This is a genomic window from Luteibacter aegosomaticola (assembly GCF_023078475.1).
Lineage (GTDB): Bacteria > Pseudomonadota > Gammaproteobacteria > Xanthomonadales > Rhodanobacteraceae > Luteibacter > Luteibacter aegosomaticola.
In genome coordinates this window covers 50,779-68,868 of the sequence record NZ_CP095741.1, presented here as the reverse complement: position 1 = coordinate 68,868, position 18,090 = coordinate 50,779, and the positions used below count along the sequence as shown (strand labels likewise).

At 64.9% G+C, this 18,090-nt stretch carries 19 protein-coding genes; 8 read left to right on the top strand and 11 right to left on the bottom strand.

The annotated features are described in order from the left end of the window. The first annotated feature begins 28 nt into the window (after positions 1-28). Positions 29-1,009, top strand: coding sequence for a 3',5'-cyclic-nucleotide phosphodiesterase (locus tag L2Y96_RS00325; protein ID WP_247330966.1), 981 nt, complete (start codon positions 29-31; stop codon positions 1,007-1,009). Here L2Y96_RS00325 and L2Y96_RS00320 read toward each other — a convergent pair. From L2Y96_RS00320 to L2Y96_RS00310, 3 genes are read right to left on the bottom strand one after another with little or no spacing between them, the layout of a single operon-like run. Continuing rightward, positions 982-2,484, bottom strand: coding sequence for an efflux transporter outer membrane subunit (locus tag L2Y96_RS00320; RefSeq protein WP_247330964.1), 1,503 nt, complete (start codon positions 2,482-2,484; stop codon positions 982-984). The two genes, L2Y96_RS00325 and L2Y96_RS00320, sit on opposite strands and share 28 nt — an antisense overlap. An 18-nt stretch (positions 2,485-2,502) precedes the next feature. After that, positions 2,503-3,996 (bottom strand): DHA2 family efflux MFS transporter permease subunit, encoded by a 1,494-nt coding sequence (locus L2Y96_RS00315; protein WP_247330962.1) that lies wholly within the window; start codon positions 3,994-3,996, stop codon positions 2,503-2,505. Next, on the bottom strand, positions 3,993-5,042 hold the full coding sequence (locus L2Y96_RS00310) for an HlyD family secretion protein (RefSeq protein WP_247330960.1): 1,050 nt from the start codon (positions 5,040-5,042) through the stop codon (positions 3,993-3,995). The genes L2Y96_RS00315 and L2Y96_RS00310 overlap by 4 nt, the downstream gene beginning before the upstream one ends. Before the next feature lie 117 nt (positions 5,043-5,159). On the opposite strand from L2Y96_RS00310, the gene L2Y96_RS00305 reads away from it, so the two are divergent. Next, on the top strand, positions 5,160-5,789 hold the full coding sequence (locus tag L2Y96_RS00305; RefSeq protein WP_247330958.1) for a TetR/AcrR family transcriptional regulator: 630 nt from the start codon (positions 5,160-5,162) through the stop codon (positions 5,787-5,789). Continuing rightward, complete coding sequence (gene mug, locus L2Y96_RS00300) at positions 5,786-6,358, top strand: G/U mismatch-specific DNA glycosylase (protein ID WP_247330957.1); 573 nt, start codon at positions 5,786-5,788, stop codon at positions 6,356-6,358. Before L2Y96_RS00305 ends, mug begins: the two co-directional genes overlap by 4 nt. On the opposite strand, the gene L2Y96_RS00295 is transcribed toward mug, so the two are convergent. After that, a complete protein-coding gene (locus L2Y96_RS00295; RefSeq protein WP_247330955.1) occupies positions 6,294-8,024 on the bottom strand; it encodes a sensor domain-containing diguanylate cyclase in 1,731 nt (576 codons plus the stop codon). The genes mug and L2Y96_RS00295 overlap by 65 nt on opposite strands. Positions 8,025-8,160: 136 nt before the next feature. Here L2Y96_RS00295 and L2Y96_RS00290 point away from each other — a divergent pair, with 136 nt between their 5' ends. After that, complete coding sequence (locus L2Y96_RS00290; RefSeq protein ID WP_247330953.1) at positions 8,161-8,748, top strand: nucleotidyltransferase family protein; 588 nt, start codon at positions 8,161-8,163, stop codon at positions 8,746-8,748. Here the strand turns inward: L2Y96_RS00290 and L2Y96_RS00285 are convergent. Next, positions 8,745-9,671, bottom strand: coding sequence for a LysR family transcriptional regulator (locus L2Y96_RS00285; protein ID WP_247330951.1), 927 nt, complete (start codon positions 9,669-9,671; stop codon positions 8,745-8,747). The genes L2Y96_RS00290 and L2Y96_RS00285 overlap by 4 nt on opposite strands. A 111-nt stretch (positions 9,672-9,782) precedes the next feature. On the opposite strand from L2Y96_RS00285, the gene L2Y96_RS00280 reads away from it, so the two are divergent. Then, positions 9,783-10,178, top strand: coding sequence for a Rid family hydrolase (locus L2Y96_RS00280; RefSeq protein WP_247330950.1), 396 nt, complete (start codon positions 9,783-9,785; stop codon positions 10,176-10,178). A gap of 29 nt (positions 10,179-10,207) precedes the next feature. Here the strand turns inward: L2Y96_RS00280 and cyoD are convergent, their stop codons facing one another. The 4 genes from cyoD to cyoA all read right to left on the bottom strand — a co-directional run bounded on the left by cyoD (position 10,208) and on the right by cyoA (position 14,237). Next, positions 10,208-10,546 carry a cytochrome o ubiquinol oxidase subunit IV gene (cyoD, locus tag L2Y96_RS00275; RefSeq protein ID WP_247330948.1) on the bottom strand — a complete coding sequence of 113 codons (339 nt, stop codon included), beginning with the start codon at positions 10,544-10,546 and terminating at the stop codon, positions 10,208-10,210. Then, positions 10,543-11,166: a cytochrome o ubiquinol oxidase subunit III gene (gene cyoC, locus L2Y96_RS00270; protein WP_247330946.1), complete on the bottom strand. Its 624-nt coding sequence runs from the start codon at positions 11,164-11,166 to the stop codon at positions 10,543-10,545. Before cyoC ends, cyoD begins: the two co-directional genes overlap by 4 nt. A 1-nt stretch (position 11,167) precedes the next feature. Beyond that, positions 11,168-13,138, bottom strand: coding sequence for a cytochrome o ubiquinol oxidase subunit I (gene cyoB / locus L2Y96_RS00265; RefSeq protein ID WP_425492637.1), 1,971 nt, complete (start codon positions 13,136-13,138; stop codon positions 11,168-11,170). Between the two features lie 100 nt (positions 13,139-13,238). Continuing rightward, on the bottom strand, positions 13,239-14,237 hold the full coding sequence (gene cyoA / locus L2Y96_RS00260; protein ID WP_247330943.1) for a ubiquinol oxidase subunit II: 999 nt from the start codon (positions 14,235-14,237) through the stop codon (positions 13,239-13,241). A gap of 111 nt (positions 14,238-14,348) precedes the next feature. Between cyoA and L2Y96_RS00255 the strand changes: the two genes are divergently transcribed. Genes L2Y96_RS00255 through L2Y96_RS00245 form a run of 3 tightly spaced genes read left to right on the top strand, consistent with a single transcriptional unit; the run spans position 14,349 to position 16,115 of the window. Then, positions 14,349-14,798 (top strand): RrF2 family transcriptional regulator, encoded by a 450-nt coding sequence (locus L2Y96_RS00255; protein WP_247330941.1) that lies wholly within the window; start codon positions 14,349-14,351, stop codon positions 14,796-14,798. Position 14,799: 1 nt separating this feature from the next. Further along, a complete protein-coding gene (locus L2Y96_RS00250; protein WP_247330939.1) occupies positions 14,800-15,693 on the top strand; it encodes an NAD(P)/FAD-dependent oxidoreductase in 894 nt (297 codons plus the stop codon). Between the two features lie 29 nt (positions 15,694-15,722). Next, positions 15,723-16,115: a YidH family protein gene (locus L2Y96_RS00245; protein WP_247330937.1), complete on the top strand. Its 393-nt coding sequence runs from the start codon at positions 15,723-15,725 to the stop codon at positions 16,113-16,115. Positions 16,116-16,136: 21 nt separating this feature from the next. On the opposite strand, the gene L2Y96_RS00240 is transcribed toward L2Y96_RS00245, so the two are convergent. Both L2Y96_RS00240 and L2Y96_RS00235 read right to left on the bottom strand, forming a co-directional pair. Further along, positions 16,137-17,492 (bottom strand): TolC family outer membrane protein, encoded by a 1,356-nt coding sequence (locus L2Y96_RS00240; protein ID WP_247330935.1) that lies wholly within the window; start codon positions 17,490-17,492, stop codon positions 16,137-16,139. Between the two features lie 156 nt (positions 17,493-17,648). Next, positions 17,649-18,089: a hypothetical protein gene (locus L2Y96_RS00235; protein ID WP_247330933.1), complete on the bottom strand. Its 441-nt coding sequence runs from the start codon at positions 18,087-18,089 to the stop codon at positions 17,649-17,651. Position 18,090 lies beyond the last annotated feature (1 nt).

Sequence of the window (18,090 nt, the reverse complement as noted above, 5' to 3'; positions counted from 1 at the left end):
GTTGGCCTTTTTATGCCTGCGAGCTGCCATGAATCGTCTCCGTCGCGTACTTGTCATGCTGGGTCTGCTGCTTACGGGTGCCGGTGCCCATGCAGCTGAATTACCTCGGTTCGAAGTCGTTGCGCTTGGCGTCACGGGCGGGGTCGGTAGCGATAACCTCTCCGGCTATCTTTTGCGGGCGCAAGGCGATACGCGATATCTGGCGCTCGACGCAGGCACACTAGTTTCCGGGATCGACAAGGCGCGGGCACGTGGCTCCCTGAAAGGCACCACCGGCGAGATCCTGCACGATGGCATCGCGGCGTACTTCATCAGCCACGGGCACCTCGACCACGTGGCGGGGCTGTTGATCGCATCGCCCGAAGATCATGGGAACAAGCCGGTGTATGGGCTGGCTTCCACGCTGGACGTGCTGAGCCGGGACTACTTCAACTGGGAAGCGTGGCCGAATCTTTCGGATCGCGGCAAGGCTCCCGCCCTCGGCTGGTATCACCTGGTCGATGAGACACCGGGTACGTGGTTCCCCGTGCAGGGCACCTCGATGTCGGCGCAGCTTTTGCCGCTTAGCCACGATAGCGTGGTCTCGTCGATGATCCTGCTTCGTGCAGGCGACGCGTACTACGCGTACTTCGGGGATACTGGGCCTGATGCGCTCGCCCACGATAAGCGCGACCTCGCCGATGCATGGAAAGCGCTCGCCCCGCTCGTCCGCAGCCATGCCCTGAAGGGCCTGCAGATCGAGGTGTCGTTCCCGAACGATGTGCCGGACGCGAAGTTGTTCGGCCATCTCACGCCCGCGTGGCTGCTACGCGAACTGCAGGCACTAGCCGAAGCCAGCGGCGGGGCCGATTCGCTACGCGGCCTCACCGTGGTCGTGGATCACATCAAGCCGAGCCTTGATCCGGCCCGCGACCCGCGAGCGCTGATTGCGGCGCAACTCGCGGCGGGAAATGTCCTGGGCGTGCATTTCGTTTTCCCGAGTCAGGGGGACCGGCTGGTGTTCCCCTGAGTCAGAAGCGAAGGCTCATGCGGCGCCTTCCTGAGGAAGGCTTCGCCTGATTGCCCACCAAGCGCCACGGCGAGTTGCACCGCATCGAGGTACTGCGCGGTCCTCGCCTGGATCTGGCCAACCAACGCCCGCTGCCGCGCCCGTTGCGCATCAAGCACCGCGAGCACGCTGGCGTCGCCAGCGGCAAAGCCCTGCTGGCTCAGCCGAAGGCTCGTCTCCGCTGCGTCCAGGGCACGGCCCTGCGCAGCGTAGCCATCAGCGTCATGGCTGATCGCCTGCAACACGTCGGCCACCTGACCGAGCGCGATGACGACGGTCTGCTGGTAGCGTGCCATCGAGGCGTCATAAGCGTCGGCCGCACCGCGCTGATTGGCCTTCAAGGTGCCACCGTCGAAGAGCGGGCCCGCCAGGCCGCCGAACAGGTTCCATAACGTGCCGACGCCCGCGCCGGCGCTCGCCTGGGTCAGCGCACCCGACAGCTGCAGATGCGGATAACGGTCGGCCGTTGCAACGCCGACGGCTGCGCTGGCCGCGTGGAGTTGCGCCTCCGCGGCGAGGATATCCGGCCGTTGCCGCGCGAGTTCGGACGGCAGGCTGAGCGGCAACGCGGCTGGCAAAGTGAAGTCCGCCAGGCCGAAATCCGGCGGGACCCAATCGGCTGGGCCTTTCCCAGCCAGTACCGACAGCGCATGGCGCGCGACATCACGCTGTTGTTCCAGCGGCGGGAGCAGCGTTTCGTCCTGCGCCAGCTGGCTCTGCGCCAGCGCGATGTCTGCGCTTGTAGCGCTCCCGTACTGTTTCGCGGAGGACACCAACGCGAGGTTATGGCGGTCCGTGGCAATCAGATCATTGACCGCCGCGATCTGCGCACGAGCGGAGGCGAACTGGATGGCCTGGGTCGCCACCTCACCGGTGACGGTCAGGTAGGCCGCATCGAACCGGTGACGCTCAAGATCAGCCAGCGCGGTGGCTTCTTCGATACGCCTGCGCGTGCCACCGAACAGATCGAGGTCGAAGCTTACGCTCGGGCCCACGGCGTAGACGTTCGACGTGGAGCGCCCCGTGCCAAACCCGGTGCGCTGGCGGCCGGCCTGCGCGCCGAACGCGACCTGCGGCTGCAGCGCGCCGCCCGCAGCGGCAATCGCTTCATTCGCTTGTGCGATGGTAGCGTTGGCCGCATCGAGGTCGCGATTGCCTTCGATAGCCAGCTTCACCACGCCGTCGAGGCGCGGCGAATGAAACAGCGTCCACCAGTCCGTGTCGATATGGGCGTCGTAAGCCACGCTCGGCGCACCATCGTTTGGAACATGCTCTAGCTTCTGTTCTGCCTGCGCGTCGAAATGCGTTGATCTGGTATCGGCAGGGCGCTGGTAGTCAGGGCCCACCATGCACCCGCTGAGTAAGGCGAGCGTTGCGCCACCGAGCACCGCGGCCAGCGCGGTTCGACGTGCGTGATTCGATCGTACGTTGATCATGAGTGCCACCAGGGCGGGTTACGCGGCGCGAGGCCGGCGGAAGAAGAAGATGAGTGGCGTAGCGGCGAGCATCGCCACGAAGAGAAGCTTGAACTGACCGACGACGGCGACCATCGCGGCCTGCCCGGTCACGCCTTCGTTGAGCGCCGCGAGGGCCGCACCATGGGTGCCGTTCGAAACATGCGCAAAGGCGCCGTAGGGCCGAAGGTGTTCCACCAACGCGTTATGCATGCCCTGTGTGTTGATGAAGAAGTAGAGCTGCACGACGGCCACGCCCAACGTGCTCCCGTAGAGCCGGGCAAGGTTGAACAGGACCGTACCGTGCGCGCGCAACGTTGGGGGCAACGTGCTGAAGGTCGCCCGGGTGATCGCCGGCATGAGCACGCCCAGCCCGGCGCCTTGCAGGAAGCCCGCGACGCCCACCGCCCATGGGTCCATCAGCGGGGAGTACCCGACCATGCGGCCTGTGCCGACCACGACGAACGCCGCACCAACGAACAGCACGGCCCGGTTATCCAGCCACGCGGGCACGCGCCACGTAGCGAGCAAGCAGCCCAACAGGCCGACGCCGCGCGGAATCGTCAACAGCCCCGCCGTGTCGCCCGGATAGCCGAGGATTTCCTCCAGCATCGGCGACGTGAGCGCCAGCGTCGGCAAGAGCACGAAGCCGAACACGAAGTAGCTGGCCGCACCGAGCGTAAAGTTGCGATCGCCGAATAGCGCACGATCAAGGAAATGCTGCTTGCGCGTGAAAATGTGGACGAGGTACACCCACATCCCCAACGCCGCCGCGGCCGATTCGATGCAGACCTCCGTCGATGCGAACCACTCCAGGCGTTGCCCGCGATCAAGCAGCATCTGGACGCCGGTGAGGCTGATGGAAAGCGCGGCCCAGCCGAAGAAGTCGAAGGGAGCCTGGACCGCTGGGCGTTGTTCGCGCAGGAACAACGCGACGACCAGTACAAGGAAAGCCGCCAACGGCATGCTGGCGTAGAAGATCGCGTGCCAGCCGAACGCTTCGCTGAGCAGGCCACCGAGCGCGGGACCACTCAGGATACCGAGCGTCCCGGTGACCGCCCAGGTCAGCCCGATGCGCCCATGCCGGAGCGCGGGCAGCTCGGACAGAAGAATCGACATCGAAAGCGGCGCCAGCGTGCCACTAGCCGCGCCCTGCACGATGCGCGCACCCACGAACTGCAGCGGCGTGCGCGCCAGCACATCCAACACCAGGCCAAGGATGAAGATGCCGAGGGAGGCCAGGTAAATCGTCTTACGCCCAAGCCGGGCCGCCAGCCAGTGGGTCAACGGCATGACGACGGCACTGGCAGCGATGTAGGAGGTAAACACCCAACCCACCTGGTCGTCACTCATCGACAGACCACCCTGCAGGCGAAGCAGGGCCGCATTGGGGATCGAAATGTTCACCGCCTGCATGAAGGTGGCGAGCAGGCCGGCAAGCACCAGCATGCGGTGCTCACCGGGGGTATGCGTGGTAGCGACAGCGTGCGTCACGGCACGACACCTTGTGTCGTATCCACATCCACCACCACGCTGATACCTGAGTACAACGGCCACTTCGAATCAGCGCGATCGAGTTCGAGCCTGACGGGCAGGCGCTGTACCACCTTCACCCAGTTGCCCGTCGCGTTCTCCGGCGGAAGCACGGAGAACTCCGAACCGGTACCCGGGCTCATGCTTGCGATGCGTGCCGTGAACACGTGGCCAGGGTAGGCATCGACATGTAGCGTCGCGCGTTGTCCGGCTCGCATCTGCGTGAGCGCCGTTTCGCGGAAGTTCGCTTCGATCCAGGTATCGCGGCTGGAGATCAGGGCGAACACGGGCGCGCCGGCATTCACGAAATCGCCGGCCTGCACATCATCGACTCTCGCGACGATGCCGTCGTCCGGCGCCACGACCGTGGTATAGGCAAGATCGAGCCGCGCCCGATCGCGCTGCGCGAGCGCTTCGCGCACGCTGGGGTGCGTCTCGACCGCGATCTCGGGGTCGCCGGCGAGCGCGACGATCGTGTTGGCGACATCCTGTTGTGCCGCCGCGATGTGTTGCCGGCTTACTTTCAGGTCGGTCTCGGCCCGTTCATACGTTGCCCGCGAGGCGTAGTCGGAGGCGAGCAAGGCCTTCTTGCGCTCGAACTCGCGCTGGTCGAAGTCCGCGGAGTCCCGAGCGGACTGCAGATCGGCCAGTTCACGGTGGTACGTGGCCTTCAGCCCTTCCACCTGCAGGCGCGCGCTCGCCAGCTTTGCCTCGGCGGCCTCCACGGCGATCCGGTAGGGCTCTGGGTCGATCCGGACAAGCACCTGGCCTTTGTGGACACGCTGGTTATCCACCACCGCTACCTCCAGCACCTGACCGGGGACGCGCGCGTTGATCGCGACCTTGGCGGCGCGCACGAACGCGTCGTCGGTTTCGACGTGGCCCTGACGGGTCCACAGGAACGCGGCCCCGGCCAAGGCCACGAAGGCGGGAATGCCGATCATCAGGGCCCAGCGGAGACCGTGGCGGGAGCGGGCATCCGGGGTATCTTCGACGTACTTGTTCATCGTAACTACCTGTTTTAGCGTGCAGAACGCCAGGACGGCGCATGGCACCATCCGCGTGGTTGAATTTTGTACTGACCCGCATAATATGTACCCGTGGAACCGTCTTCAAGGGTTTTTATGCAAGATCGAATAAAAATAGACGAACAGGAAAAGCGCCCCCGCGGCAGGCCACGCGCCTACGAGCCAGAGGCCGCCCTGCGCCAGGCCGCCGACGCCTTCTGGCGCGCGGGCTACGCGGGCACCTCGCTCGACGACCTTTCCGCCGCCACGGGCATGAACCGGCCGAGCCTCAAAGCCGCGTTCGGCGACAAGCACGCGATCTACGTCAAGGCGCTGGTCGACTACTGGGAGCGCAAGTTCGCCCTGATCGGCGAGGCGCTCGCACCGGGCCGCCCGCTCGCCGAAACATTGCTGCAGGCGTACGACGCGGCGCTGGACATCTATTTCTCCGGCGAAGGCCAGCCGCGCGGCTGCTTTGTCGTGGGTACCGCCGTCACCGAGGCCCTGGAGGATCCGGTCGTGCGCGAGATCGTGAGCGAAGGCTTCCTTGGTCTCGATTCGCGCTTTCGCACGCGTCTTGAGCAGGCGCAGACCGCCGGCGAACTGGCCGCAGACGCTGATCCTGAAACCCTCGCTTTGCTGGCGTCGGCCACCATGCACACGATCGCCATCCGCGCACGCGCCGGGCGGCCACGCGAGGAGCTGCACGCATTGGCGCGCAAGGCCGTGAACGCCATCAGCCGATGAATGCGGATCTCTCCGACATCATCGCGCCGGGGCTCACCGTGCTCTTCTGCGGGATCAATCCCGGCCTGCAGGCCGCAGCGACCGGCCACCACTTCGTCGGGCACTCGAACCGCTTCTGGCCCGTACTACACCGTGCAGGCTTCACGCCCACGCTTTTCACGGCAGACGAAGGTCGGCAACTGCTCGACGTGGCTTGTGGCATCACGGCGGTTGTGCGGCGCCCGACGGCAGGCGCAGACGGCCTTACCGCTGAGGATTTCGCAGCAGCGGCGGAGCCGTTTGGTGCGATGCTCGATGCCTACCGGCCACGCTACATCGCGTTCCTCGGCAAGCCGGCCTACGCTGCGCTCACCGGGCAACGTCACGTGGCCTGGGGGCGCCAGCCCGACGACATGCACGGTTGCACTCCGTGGGTACTACCCAATCCGAGTGGCCGGAATCTCGCCTTCTCCATGGACGCGTTGGTGACCGCATATACAGCGCTGCGCGAAGTGGCCTTCCCTGCTACCGCGCCGCGTGCCTTGCCACCGCGCGGTGCGCGTAAAGCTGGTCGTCCGCCCGCGCGATAACCTGATCCACCGTTTCGCCCGGTGCGTAGACCGCCGCGCCCAGGCTGAGCGACCAGGCACTGGTGCGCAACGCGTGCTGCAAGGTATCCAGCACACGCGACACATCACCGGCCTTGTTCACCACCACCAGGAACTCGTCACCACCCATGCGGACCACGACGTCGTCAGGTCCGCTGGCGTCACGTAGCTGCTGTGCGACACCGACGAGTATTTCGTCGCCACGCGCGTGACCATACGTATCGTTGATCGTCTTGAAGTGATCGAGATCCACCACGATGCATCCCCACGGTCCGTCGTGTTCCGAACGTGCCTCAAGCTGCGCGAGGTAACGCCGGTTCATCGCATGCGTAAGCGGATCGCGCGTCGACCATTCGACAAGCGTGTTCTCATACCGCCGCTGTTCGGTGACATCCTGCGCGTGGCCCAGGATGTAAGGTTCGTCGGCGTCTTCATCGAGCACGTTCTGATAACGCCAGTAACGCAGGCTCCCATCGGAGGCCACGAGTTCCATGACACCCATGGCGATCCGCTCGGCCTGGATCCGGTGCAGATAACGTTCAAGCTGGGAGCGCCGCTCAGGCAACATGAACTCTCTCAGGTTCACACCGAGCATGTCGCCCATGTCATAGCCGAGTGACGCGGCGGCGGCCGGGTTCACGGACAGCACCTCGCCTTGCAAATCGTGCGTGCAGATGAGGCCCAGCGAATACTGGAACAGCTTGCGATAGCGCCGCTCGCTTGCCTCCACCGCCGCCGTCGCCATCTTCCGTTCGGTCACATCCTGCACGGCACCCGCCAGGCGTACCGCTTCGCCCTGCTCGCGCTCGACGCCGCCGACCGCACGGACCCACACGTGCCGACCAGTCGCCGTCACCATGGGGATCGTCATGTCCCACGGAATATCCATGCGCTGGGCGCGGTCCATCGCTTCGCCGAGTTGGGCCTGCACATCAGGCGCGAAGAAGGAGAGGGCTTCATCAAGGGTCGGCTCGAATCCCGCCGGAAGATCGTGGATATGGCAGGTGTAGTCCGACCAGCGCAGATTCCGCGTCTTGAGGTCGAATTCCCAGCCGCCCACGCCCGCCACCCGGCCCGTGCGCTGCAGGAATTGCTGTTTCTCGTCGAGTTCGCGCTCCAGCCGGCGTGCCCGTTTGGCCTCGGCACGCGCCACCTCGCGCTGGTGGATCAGATCGCCGCGCTGCTCGAGCGCCATGGAAGCGGCCGCGGCCAGGTGTCCAAGGACACGGAGCTGATCCGGGCGCAAAGCACGAGGTTCGCGGTCGATGACACACAGCGATCCGAGATGCGTCCCATCCGTCAGGGTAAGCGGCACGCCGGTGTAAGCCCGGATATTGGGATCGCCCAGTACCAGGGGGTTTTCCGCAAAACGGGGGTCCAGCTGGGCATCCGGGACTTCCACCGTGGCCCCGCCTCGCACCACGTGGTCGCAGAAGGCCAGCTCACGGGGCGTCTGGGTGACCCCGGTCAGGCCGAAATTGGCCTTGAACCACTGCCGGTCCCGGTCGATCAGACTGATAAGCGAAATCGGCATGCCGGTGACTTCGGCAGCGGCGTGCACCAAAGCATCGAAGAAATCTTCGGCGCCGGTATCCAGAACGGCCAGGTTGTGCAGGCGCTCGAGGCGCTCTACCTCGCTTTGCGGCATGCCAGGCTTCCGTAGGTCCGGGGTCAGGCTAAGCCATGATCACCGGGCCATGTGAAACCCACGTCGCGGATTGGCTACGTTCGTCACGGGCGCATGCTAGCGTGGGCGCCTCGAACGGCGCTTTACCAGGATCGACATGCGGGGACGTGGGGAACATGACGCGGTGGTGCTCGCCGCGGGGGGCAGCACCCGGCTGGGCAAGCCAAAGCAGCTGCTCACCATCAACGGGGAAACCCTGCTCCAGCGCGCGGTACGCCTGGCCAAGGCCACCTGCCCCACCCGCCTTCTCGTGGTTCTGGGCGCCCATGCCGAGCAGCTGGCTCCCCTGGTCACCGGCACCGCGATCCTCTTCAACCCCACGTGGGAAGAAGGCATGGCCTCGTCGTTGCGACGGGCCGCGGCGGCGCTGGCCGGGCGGAACTATCCGGTGCTGGTGACGCTGGTCGACCAGCCGTGCCTCACCCAGGACCACCTCGACAAGCTCTTCGTCGCGTACGACGGTAGCTGCGATGTCGTCTCCGCCTATGAAGACGCCCTGGGCCCGCCGGCATTGCTCCGCCCGCAGACGCTGGCCCAGGCCAATAACCTCCAGGGCGATGCCGGCTTCCGCCGTCTTTGGACCGGCGGCCATCCCGCCGCGGTCCGTCGCGATGCCCTGGCTCGCGACCTGGATACCCCTGAAGACGTGGCCGACGCCATCGGCGCCGGCCTCATCGACGGCTAACGCGGCGTCGCCTCCTCAGGGCTGGCTCCCGGCTCCATGAGGCTGGCCACCCATTCGATGAACACGCGCAGCTTCGCGCTGACATGGCGGTTGGGTGGGTAGGCCACGGACATCGGCATGGTGTCGAATCGCCAGTCCTCGAATAACGGTGTCAGTTCGCCGCGGGCGACGTGCGCCTTTGCCATGTACTCGGGTAGCCATGCCACGCCAAGGCCTGCGAGGATCGCGGCCTGGAACGCGTTGCCGTCGTCGAAGGTGAACGCGTGATGGCCCTGCCATTCGAGCCGCTCGGTGCCGCGATGCATGACATACGGGTAAGTCCTCCGTGTGCGCGCCCACAGGAAGCCGACGACATCGTGGTCGCCCGTGTCGAGGTCACGCGGATCCGCAGGCTTTCCGCGTCGCGCGATATAAGCCGGTGCCGCAAACGCACCGAGCTTCAAATCACCGATGCGCCGCGCGATCAGTGACTGGTCGAGGATGGTTCCACCCCGCACCACGCAATCGACGTTCTCGCCAATGATGTCGACCATACGGTCGCTGACGCCGAAGTCGATCTGGATATCGGGATAACGGGCATGGAACTCGGGTAGCGCGGGGACGACCACGAGGCGTGCAAAGGGCGCGGGCATATCGACACGTAACCGCCCCCTCGGCACGGTGCTCGCGTCGGAGAGGCTGGTCTCTGCATCGTCCAGTTCCGCCAGCAGACGCACCGCGCGCTCGTAATAAGCCAGGCCATCCGCCGTGACATTCACCTTTCGCGTGGTGCGGTTCAGCAGCTTCACGCGTAGCCGCGCCTCAAGCTGCTGCACCAGCTGGGTCACGGTGGTCTTGCTCATGTGCAGCGTGTCGGCGGCACGGGTGAAGCTTCGCGTTTCCACCACGCGGACGAAGGCCTGCATCGCGTCGAACCGGTCCATGCCTCACCCCGACCATTATTTGGCTTGTCCAAACAGTGATGGGTAGAACTGCCCGTTTATCAAGGCCGGCGGGGTACCTAGATTGGTGGAAACCCTACCGGAGACCTCCCCATGGCCAAGCGCGACGTTGTTTTCCCCCCGGGCCGCCACGCCCTTTATGACAGCCACCACTATTCCCCAGCCGTGAAGTCCGACGGCTTCCTGTTCGTCTCAGGCCAGGTCGGTGCCCGTGAGGACGGTTCGCCCGAGCCCGACCTGGATGCCCAGGTGCGCCTTGCCTTTCAGAACCTCAACAGCGTCCTCGGCGCCGCAGGCTGCACGTTCGACGACGTGGTCGACGTCATCGTCTTCATCGTCGACCCGGAACAGCACTTCGAGCGGATGTGGTCGATTGCGGCGGAGCACTGGGGTGGCGCGCCCTACCCCACGGCCACCGCTGTCGGTGTCACCTGGCTCTCGGGCTTCCAGTTCGAGATCAAGGTGGTAGCCAAGCTGCCAGCCGAATAGGACGCCATCGGCGCCGGCCTCATCGACGGCTAACGAGGCATCATGTTCGCATCCATGTGATACATGACCCACACCGAACCGATGATCGTGATCACCACGATGATCGCGGTGAACAGGAACGACAGCAGGGTCCAGCCCCCTTCACTCTTCGCATCCACGTGGAGGAAACATGCCACGTGGACGACGATCTGCACCATCGCCGAGATGAAGATCGCGGTGATGGTCGCGCCGGGGCTCGAAAGCGCCCCGGTCATCACCAGCCAGAACGGGATAGCCGTCAGCAGGATGGAAAGTGCGGAGCCGATGACCAGGCTGCGCTTGCTGCCGTGGCCGTGGGATGCGTGCGATGCGACGACGTGAGCGGTCACCGGATAACTCCCAGCAGGTAAACGAACGTAAAGACGCCGATCCACACGATGTCGAGGAAGTGCCAGAACATCGAGAGGCACATGACACGGCGGCGGTTATCGTCGGTGAGGCCACGCTTGCCGATCTGCATCAGCAGCACGACCAGCCAGACGAGGCCAAACGCGACGTGCGTACCGTGCGTGCCGACGAGCGTAAAGAAGCTCGACAGGAACGCGCTGCGATGCGGACCCGCACCTTCGGCGACCAGGCTGGCGAACTCATGCAGCTCCACGCCGAGGAAGGCGGCACCCAGAAGGCCCGTGATCGCCAGCCAGAACATGGTGCGTCCGGTGCGGCCCGCAGCCATCGCCAGCATCGAGACACCAAAGGTGATCGACGACGCCAGCAGCAGCGATGTATTCACCGCCACCAGCGACAGATCGAACAACTGCTTCGGGCCCGGGCCGCCGGCATAGTTCCGGCTAAGCACGCCATACACTGCGAACAGCGAGGCGAAGATGAGCGCATCGCTCATCAGGTAGATCCAGAAGCCGATCATGGTGGCACCGCCACTGTGATCGTGCTCTTCCTTCGCGTGCCACAGGCGTGGCCCGGCTTGAGTCGTAACCGTGGTGCTCATATCAGACCCCTGCCAGCGCACGCGTCCGTTCACCCTCGGTCGCATCGACCTCGGAGGCGGGAATCACGTAATCGCGGTTGTAGTTGAAGGTGTGGACGATCGAGACGGCGATGATGCCGACGAAGCTGAGCGCAGCCAGCCACCAGATGTACCAGACCATGGCGAAGCCAAGCACCGTGCAAAGCCCTGCGATGATCACGCCGATACCCGTGTTGCGCGGCATGTGCACCGGCTTGAAGCCTTCCGTCGGGCGGGTATATCCGTGGTCCTTCATGTCCTGCCAGGCGTCGAGGTCGTACACCACCGGCGTGAGCGCGTAGTTGTAGGCGGGCGGCGGCGACGAGGTGCTCCACTCCAGCGTACGGCCGTTCCACGGATCGCCGGTGACATCGCGCAGCGCCTTGCGCTTCACGATACCCATCACGATGCTCATCACGAAGCCGAGGATGCCGATGAGGATGATCACGGCGCCGATGGCCGCCACCACGAAGTACGGGCGCAGCGACACATCGTCGAGGTGGTTGATGCGGCGGGGCACGCCCATCAGGCCCACGATGTAGATCGGCGTCCAGGCCACCCAGTAACCGACGACCCAACCCCAGAAGGCGACCTTGCCCCAGAACTCGTCGAGCTTGAAGCCGAAGGCCTTCGGGAACCAGTACACCATGCCGGCGAACAGGCCGAACACGACGCCACCGATGATGGTGTTGTGGAAGTGCGCCACAAGGAACAGGGAGTTGTGTAGCACGAAGTCAGCGGCGGGCACCGCCAGCAGCACGCCGGTCATGCCACCCACCACGAAGGTGAGCATGAACGCCACGACCCACATCATCGGCAGTTCGAAGCGGATTTCGCCGCGGAACATCGTGAACAGCCAGTTGAACACCTTCGCGCCCGTCGGGATCGCGATGATCATGGTGGCGATGCCGAAGAACGAGTTCACCGAGGCACCCGAGCCCATGGTGAAGAAGTGATGCAGCCACACGAGATACGAAAGCAGCGTAATCACCACCGTGGCGTACACCATCGAGCTGTAGCCGAACAGACGCTTGCCGGTGAAGGTGGAGGTGATTTCCGAGTAGATACCGAACGCAGGCAGGACCAGGACGTAGACCTCGGGATGGCCCCAGATCCACACCATGTTCCAGTACATCATCGGGCTGCCGCCCAGGTCGTTGGTGAAGAAGTTCGTGCCGGCGTAGCGGTCGAGGATCAGCAGGAAGAACGCGGCGGTCAGCGCCGGGAAGATCGCGATGGCCAGGATGTTGCTGCACAGCGCCGTCCAGGTGAACACCGGCATCTTCATCATCGTCATGCCGGGCGCACGCATCTTGATGATGGTGGCGACCATGTTGATCGCCGACAGCGTGGTGCCGACACCCGCTATCTCCAGCGACCACAGGTAGTAGTCCACGCCGGAGTCGGGGCTGTACTGCAGTTCCGCCAGCGGCGCGTACGAGAGCCAGCCGGTACGCGCGAACTCACCGACGAACAGCGAGATCATCACCAGCACCGCTCCCGCCACCGTCAGCCAGAAGCTGAGGTTGTTGAGATACGGGAAGGCGACGTCGCGCGCGCCGATCTGCAACGGCATCACGAAGTTGACGATGCCCACCACCAGCGGGATCGCCACGAAGAAGATCATGATCGTGCCGTGCGCGGTGAAGATCTGATCGTAATGGTGCGCGGCCAGGTAGCCCTGGTTGGCGCCGAACGCCATGGCCTGTTGGGCGCGCATCATCAGTGCATCGGAGAAACCGCGCAGCAGCATGATGATGCCGAGCACGATGTACATGATGCCGATCTTCTTGTGGTCCACGCTGGTGAGCCACTCGCGCCACAACCAGCCCCAGCGCTTGAAGTAGGTGAGGGCGCCCACGGCGGCAAGGCCAAGGACGGCGACCACGAGGAAGGTTCCGACCAGGATCGGCTCGTGGAGCGGAAGGGCGTCGAGCGACAGTCGCCCGAGCAGCCCGTTGGGAGAGCTTGCGTCTAGCATGGTCTATCCGTGGTCAGGCCCAAGGGACGCACGAGGCGTCCCAGGGCAGTAAGGAAAGTTGCGAAACATGGAATTAGTGGCCGGCGTCCATCGGGTGGGCGTCGTTCGCCATATCGCCTGCCATGGTCATGTCCCCGTGGGTCGCGCCGTCCTTCGTGGCGTCGATGCGCATGACGTCGTTCTTGCAGGGCGCGCCGGGGGCGACGCACTGGTTCACGGCGCGCAGGAAGATGTCGGGCGGTACGTTGCCGAAGTGCATCACCGGTACCTTCTCGCTCGGTACATCCAATGCGACATAGCGTTCGGTGTTCAGCGTGTCCGGCGAGCTCTTCACCTTTGCCACCCAGCTATCGAAGCCTGCCTGGTCCACGCCATGCAGCTGGAAGCGCATATCCGTGTAACCCGCACCGGTGTAGTTACCCGAGTAGCCCCAGGTATCGCCCGGCTCGTTCAACACGGCGTGCAGCATCGATTGCATGCCTGGCATCGCGTAGACCATGCCGGCCAGCGTCGGCGCGTAGAACGTGTTCATCTGGCTGGTCGAGGTGATCTTGAAGGTCACCGGGACGTCGATCGGGAGCGCCAGCTCATTCACCGAGGCGATGCCCTGCTCGGGGTAGATGAAGAGCCACTTCCAGTCCATGGCCACCACATCGATTTCCAGCGGCTTCGTGCCGGCGGGGATGGGACGTCCATAAGAGATGCGGTCGAGCGGGCGGAACGGGTCCAGCTTGTGGGTGGTTACCCAGGTGATGGCACCGAGGATGCCGATGATGATGAGGGGGATGCTCCACACCACGAGTTCGATGCGGGTGGAGTGCGTGAAGCCGGGGTCGTAGGCCTGTGGATTCTTTCCCTTTCGGTAGCGCAGGGCGAACACCACGATCAGGGTCAGCACCGGCACTATGACAAGCAGCATCAGCCCGGTGGCGACGAGGATGAGATCACGCTGCTGGCGAGCGATGTCCCCGGTCGGGTTCATCACCACCATGTCGCAGCCGCTGAGGAAGAGGGGAACGGCGGCCGCAGCAAGCCGTTTTGCCCATTTTGTGGTGAACGTTTGAGCAGTCATGGGCGCAAAGGCTAGGCCTGTGCCCCGCGGGATTTGCGGAATGCTCGCCCGGTGCGGCCATTTGCCCGCCTTGCTTGCGCCGGGCCCATTTCATGTAATAACGTAAGTTACATGAAACGCAACGACCGCCTCTCCGTCGCCCTGCACGTGCTGCTCCACATGGCCGAGCGAGGCGACAAGCCCATGACCTCGGCCGAGATGGCCGCCTGTGTCGAAACCAACGCCGTCGTGATCCGGCGCACCTTCGCGGGCCTGCGCGAGGCCGGCATCGTCAGCTCCGACAAGGGGCACGGAGGCGGCTGGCGGTTGGCGAAGCCCGCGGCGGAGATCGCCCTCGTCGACGTCCAGCGCGCCCTGGGCGAGCGGATCCTGCCGCTGGCCGTACGCGAGGAATCGCCGGGCTGCCTGGTGGAACGCGCGGTGATCGAAGCCGTCGACGATGCCCTGGCCGAGGCCGAGCGCGTGGTGGAAGCCCGCCTCGCCAGCCTCACGCTGGCCGATCTTGCGCAGCGCGTGCAGCACATTTCGGCCATCACAGGCCACAAACTCAAGGGAGCCTGATATGGCCTTCGACGTGATCGTGGTGGGCGGCAGCTTTGCCGGCCAGGCCGCAGCCATCCAGCTTGCCCGTGCCCGCCGCCGGGTGCTGGTGATCGATGCGGCCGCGCCGCGCAACCGCTTCGCCAAGCATGCGCAGGGTATCGTCGGCCACGACGGGAAGCCGCCGCGGGCCATCGTGCAGGAGGCGACGCGCCAGCTGCTGTCCTACCCCACGGCGTCCTTCATGGACGCGGAAGCGGTGAAGGCCGAGCGTCTCGATGAAGGTTTCCAGATCACCCTTGCCGATGGCAGCCGCGAAACCGCGAAGCGCCTCGTACTGGCCACGGGCGTGAAGGACCACTTGCCGCCGCTCGAGGGCCTCTGGGATCGGTGGGGCACCAGCGTGATCCATTGCCCGTACTGCCACGGCTACGAAGTGCGCGATCGCCAGCTCGGTTCGCTGGCGAGTTCACCGCACTCCTGGCACCAGGCGAAGATGTTGCCCGACTGGGGCCCGACCACGTTCTTCACCCAGGGCGAGTTCGAGCCGGAGCCCGATCAGCTTGAAGTGCTGGAACGCCGTGGCGTCCGCATCGAGCGCACGCCGATCGTCGGCTTGCATGGGGATGCGCCGGGCCTCACGGCCGTGCTGCTCGCGGATGGCCGCCGCCTGGAGATCGGTGCGCTGTTCGTCGCGTCGAGGGTCAGCATCGCCAGCCCACTGGCCGAGCAGCTCGGCTGCGCCGTGGCCGAAGGCCCGCTTGGGCCCTATCTTGAAGTGGATGACTGGAAAGCCACCAGCGTGCCCGGTGTTTACGCCGCGGGTGACGCCGCGCAAGCTATGCAGAACGCCAGCCTCGCCATCGCTTCGGGCACCATGGCAGGCGTAGGCGCCCACCAATCGCTTATGGTGTAGGCCTTCGAACGCTACCGCTGGGGATACGCGTGATTCCGCACTTCACCGACCACGCCGCCAATGAGCGCACCTACCTCGCGTGGGTGCGCACCGCCATCGCGATCATGGCGTTCGGCTTCCTGCTCGAGCGCTTCAACCTGTTCCTGGCATTCGCCCTGCTCTCCGCGCCAAACAGCCACCCCGGCGTGCACCTCAACACGCGCGCCACCGAACTGCTCGGGCTTGGCCTGATCCTGCTCGGCGCATGGCTCACGCTGCTCTGCACGCTGCGCTACCACCGCAACCGCAAGCAGATCGATGATGTGGATAGCCACGGCTACACGGGCACCGGGCCGCAGCGTGCGCTGTCATGGCTGGTGGTGGTGATGGGGATCTTCCTGGCGGCGTACGTGGCCAGGCAGCTGGTAGCGCTAGCTGCCTGACGCGCGCTACGCACGATCGCCTTACTGCAGCAGGCGGTTGATCTCTTCCATATCCTTCAGATCCGCGGCGCCGACGGTGCGCTTTAGCAGCAGCTTGTTCACGATGAACTGATGGCGCAACGACGTGTATTGGCTGCGCACGTTCGCAAGGATCTGGATGGCCACCACGACCGACGTCAGGTTCTGGGTGCCGATTTCGTAGCCCGCGCGCAGCGACGCCAGCGATTTCTTGGCAGCGTCCACAGCGACACGCGCATCGCCCAGCTGACCAATACCGGCGATGACGAGGTTGTAGTAGTTGTAAGCATCACGCGCAGCCTGGCGGCGCGAGCTTTCAAGGTCACTCTGGTCTTCATCGCGCTGGTGGATCGCCTGGCGAACCTGCGATTGCGTGAGGCCGCCACTGAACAGCGGTACGGCCAGCACCAGGCCGATGGTGGTGCTACCGGGGCCATAGCTTGCGCCGCCCCGGTTCACGTTCGACCACGAACCAAGCTTGTCGTACCCGACCGCCAGGTTCAGCGTGGGCAAGTGCCCGCTACGCGCTGCGTTGATCGAATGTTCGTCGGCGCTCACCAGGTGCGTGCCCGCCACGACCGACGGATTCTGGTCCAGGGCTTCCTTGACCCAGGCGCTCGCGTCATCCGGTGCGGGCCGATCCATCGGCAGGTCGTCGCGAAGCGTTTTCAGCGTTCCAGGCTCCTTGCCCGTCAGCTGCTGCAACGCGCGGCGCGCATCCTTCAACGAGTTCTCAAGATCGACGCGCTGCGATTTGATGTACAGGTAATACGCCTGCGCCTGAGTGAGATCGGCTTCGGGCGCGAGGCCCTTGTCGAAGAGCACCTTCGCCTGGTTGTACTGCTGCTGGTAGGCGTCTTCGAACGACTGGAAGATCTCGACCTGGTCCTGCGCGACCAGGACGTTGAAGTACGCCTGCGTGGAGCGGACATACAGATCCTGCAACTCGCCGCGATACGTCGCCTCCTGCGCTTCAGATGTCTGTTTGGCCTGACGCTCGCGGGCGAACTTGGAGAGATCCACCACCGTCTGGTCGAGGTTCAAGGTGAGGTCACGCTGGCGGCTGTGGCCATCGCCGCCATCCACCGGCGTACCGTCGCTATTGGTGTTGTTGGAATACGCCGGGTGGAACTGCTGCAGGCTGAGGCCAGCAGAGAGCTGCGGCAGCAACGCGGCCCTCGCCTGGGGCACGCCCTCGGCGACAACGAGTCGGCGGGCGTCGGCGCTGGCCAGCACCGGGTCATTGGCTACCGCCTCGCGGTAAATATCCATGAGGTCTTCGGCGCCTGCCGCGGCGGGCAGGAAACCGGTGGCGGCCAACAGGCCGGCCAGGCAGGCCGAGAGGGTGTTCTTACGCATGGATAGTGTCCCTGAGCGCGCGGAGTCTTCCCGGCGTTGAGCAACTCCCATGCCACGCGTAGCCTTGCCTTCTATCCCTATGTTTATGAAACGCTTTCCGCCACGGCGCTCAGGCGGCCCACGTGTCCGCGGACAGCACCGCGCGGACAGTCGCGGTCACGCGTTCGCGTCGGCCGGTGGCGCCGAACGGACACTCAGTTCGTACCAGTGCTCCTTCCCCTTCGCATCGTGGTATTTGCGCAGGACGGGGGCCAGGTCGTTGTCGGCGCACCAGGTGGCGAACACTTTCCATGCCGCGTTGTACGGGTGGGTGGGATTGCGGATGTCGTAGTCGGGGGTCCAGCGGAAGGTCTGCAGGATCAGCGCTACGGTGTTGTTCTTGCCGGCCCCCAACTGCACCGGGCGAACTTCAGCGCCCGCGAGGATACGGCTGGTGAACTCGGTTTTTGCCGTGTCGAAGAACTCCTGCACCTGGCGGAGATCGCGCTCGCCGCACGGGCCGTTGCTACTGGCGCTGCGCTCGAGGTCCTTCAGGCAATCGGCCTTGGCGCAGTTTTCGGTGATGCGGAGCATCTCGCCCAATGTGGAAGCCGGCATG

Excerpts from the sequence above, each read along its gene's own strand:
- L2Y96_RS00280 (WP_247330950.1), top strand. The coding sequence starts at position 9,783 with ATGGCCAAGCGCGACGTTGTTTTCCCCCCGGGCCGCCACGCCCTTTAT.
- L2Y96_RS00325 (WP_247330966.1), top strand. The coding sequence starts at position 29 with ATGAATCGTCTCCGTCGCGTACTTGTCATGCTGGGTCTGCTGCTTACG.
- cyoC (WP_247330946.1), bottom strand. The coding sequence starts at position 11,166 with ATGAGCACCACGGTTACGACTCAAGCCGGGCCACGCCTGTGGCACGCG.
- L2Y96_RS00305 (WP_247330958.1), top strand. The coding sequence starts at position 5,160 with ATGCAAGATCGAATAAAAATAGACGAACAGGAAAAGCGCCCCCGCGGC.
- L2Y96_RS00285 (WP_247330951.1), bottom strand. The coding sequence starts at position 9,671 with ATGGACCGGTTCGACGCGATGCAGGCCTTCGTCCGCGTGGTGGAAACG.
- L2Y96_RS00235 (WP_247330933.1), bottom strand. The coding sequence starts at position 18,089 with ATGCCGGCTTCCACATTGGGCGAGATGCTCCGCATCACCGAAAACTGC.
- L2Y96_RS00250 (WP_247330939.1), top strand. The coding sequence starts at position 14,800 with ATGGCCTTCGACGTGATCGTGGTGGGCGGCAGCTTTGCCGGCCAGGCC.
- L2Y96_RS00295 (WP_247330955.1), bottom strand. The coding sequence starts at position 8,024 with ATGCCGCAAAGCGAGGTAGAGCGCCTCGAGCGCCTGCACAACCTGGCC.
- cyoA (WP_247330943.1), bottom strand. The coding sequence starts at position 14,237 with ATGACTGCTCAAACGTTCACCACAAAATGGGCAAAACGGCTTGCTGCG.
- L2Y96_RS00290 (WP_247330953.1), top strand. The coding sequence starts at position 8,161 with ATGCGGGGACGTGGGGAACATGACGCGGTGGTGCTCGCCGCGGGGGGC.
- mug (WP_247330957.1), top strand. The coding sequence starts at position 5,786 with ATGAATGCGGATCTCTCCGACATCATCGCGCCGGGGCTCACCGTGCTC.
- L2Y96_RS00255 (WP_247330941.1), top strand. The coding sequence starts at position 14,349 with ATGAAACGCAACGACCGCCTCTCCGTCGCCCTGCACGTGCTGCTCCAC.
- L2Y96_RS00320 (WP_247330964.1), bottom strand. The coding sequence starts at position 2,484 with ATGATCAACGTACGATCGAATCACGCACGTCGAACCGCGCTGGCCGCG.
- L2Y96_RS00240 (WP_247330935.1), bottom strand. The coding sequence starts at position 17,492 with ATGCGTAAGAACACCCTCTCGGCCTGCCTGGCCGGCCTGTTGGCCGCC.
- L2Y96_RS00310 (WP_247330960.1), bottom strand. The coding sequence starts at position 5,042 with ATGAACAAGTACGTCGAAGATACCCCGGATGCCCGCTCCCGCCACGGT.